General features: G+C 66.2%; 1 protein-coding gene. It reads left to right on the forward strand.

Going from position 1 to position 314, the window contains the following annotated elements; genetic code table 11:
- On the forward strand, positions 1 to 314 hold a 314-nt coding region (locus EKO23_RS24955; protein ID WP_134721289.1), incomplete at both ends, for an AI-2E family transporter.

Here is a 314-nt window from a genome sequence, read left to right on the forward strand (position 1 = left end):
CTTCATGCTGCTGTTCCTGTTGAAGGACTGGTCACAGATCACGACCTGGGCGTCCGGCCATGTCGGCCTTCCCTCAGAGGTCGGGCGCAGCATTCTCGACGGAACGGTGAGCGCCTTTCGTGGGTACGCGACCGGGCTGACGATCATCGGCGCGGCCAACGCGGCTGTGGTCGCGATCGGCGCCGTGGTCCTGGGCGTGCCTCTCGTGGGGACAATCGCGCTGGTCTCGTTCGTCACCAGCTACGTTCCCTATCTCGGCGCATTCGTCGCGGGGGCCTTCGCCGTGCTCATCGCCTACGGATCGGGAGGGCTCG

This window comes from Nocardioides guangzhouensis, assembly GCF_004519545.1.
Classification (GTDB): domain Bacteria; phylum Actinomycetota; class Actinomycetes; order Propionibacteriales; family Nocardioidaceae; genus Nocardioides; species Nocardioides guangzhouensis.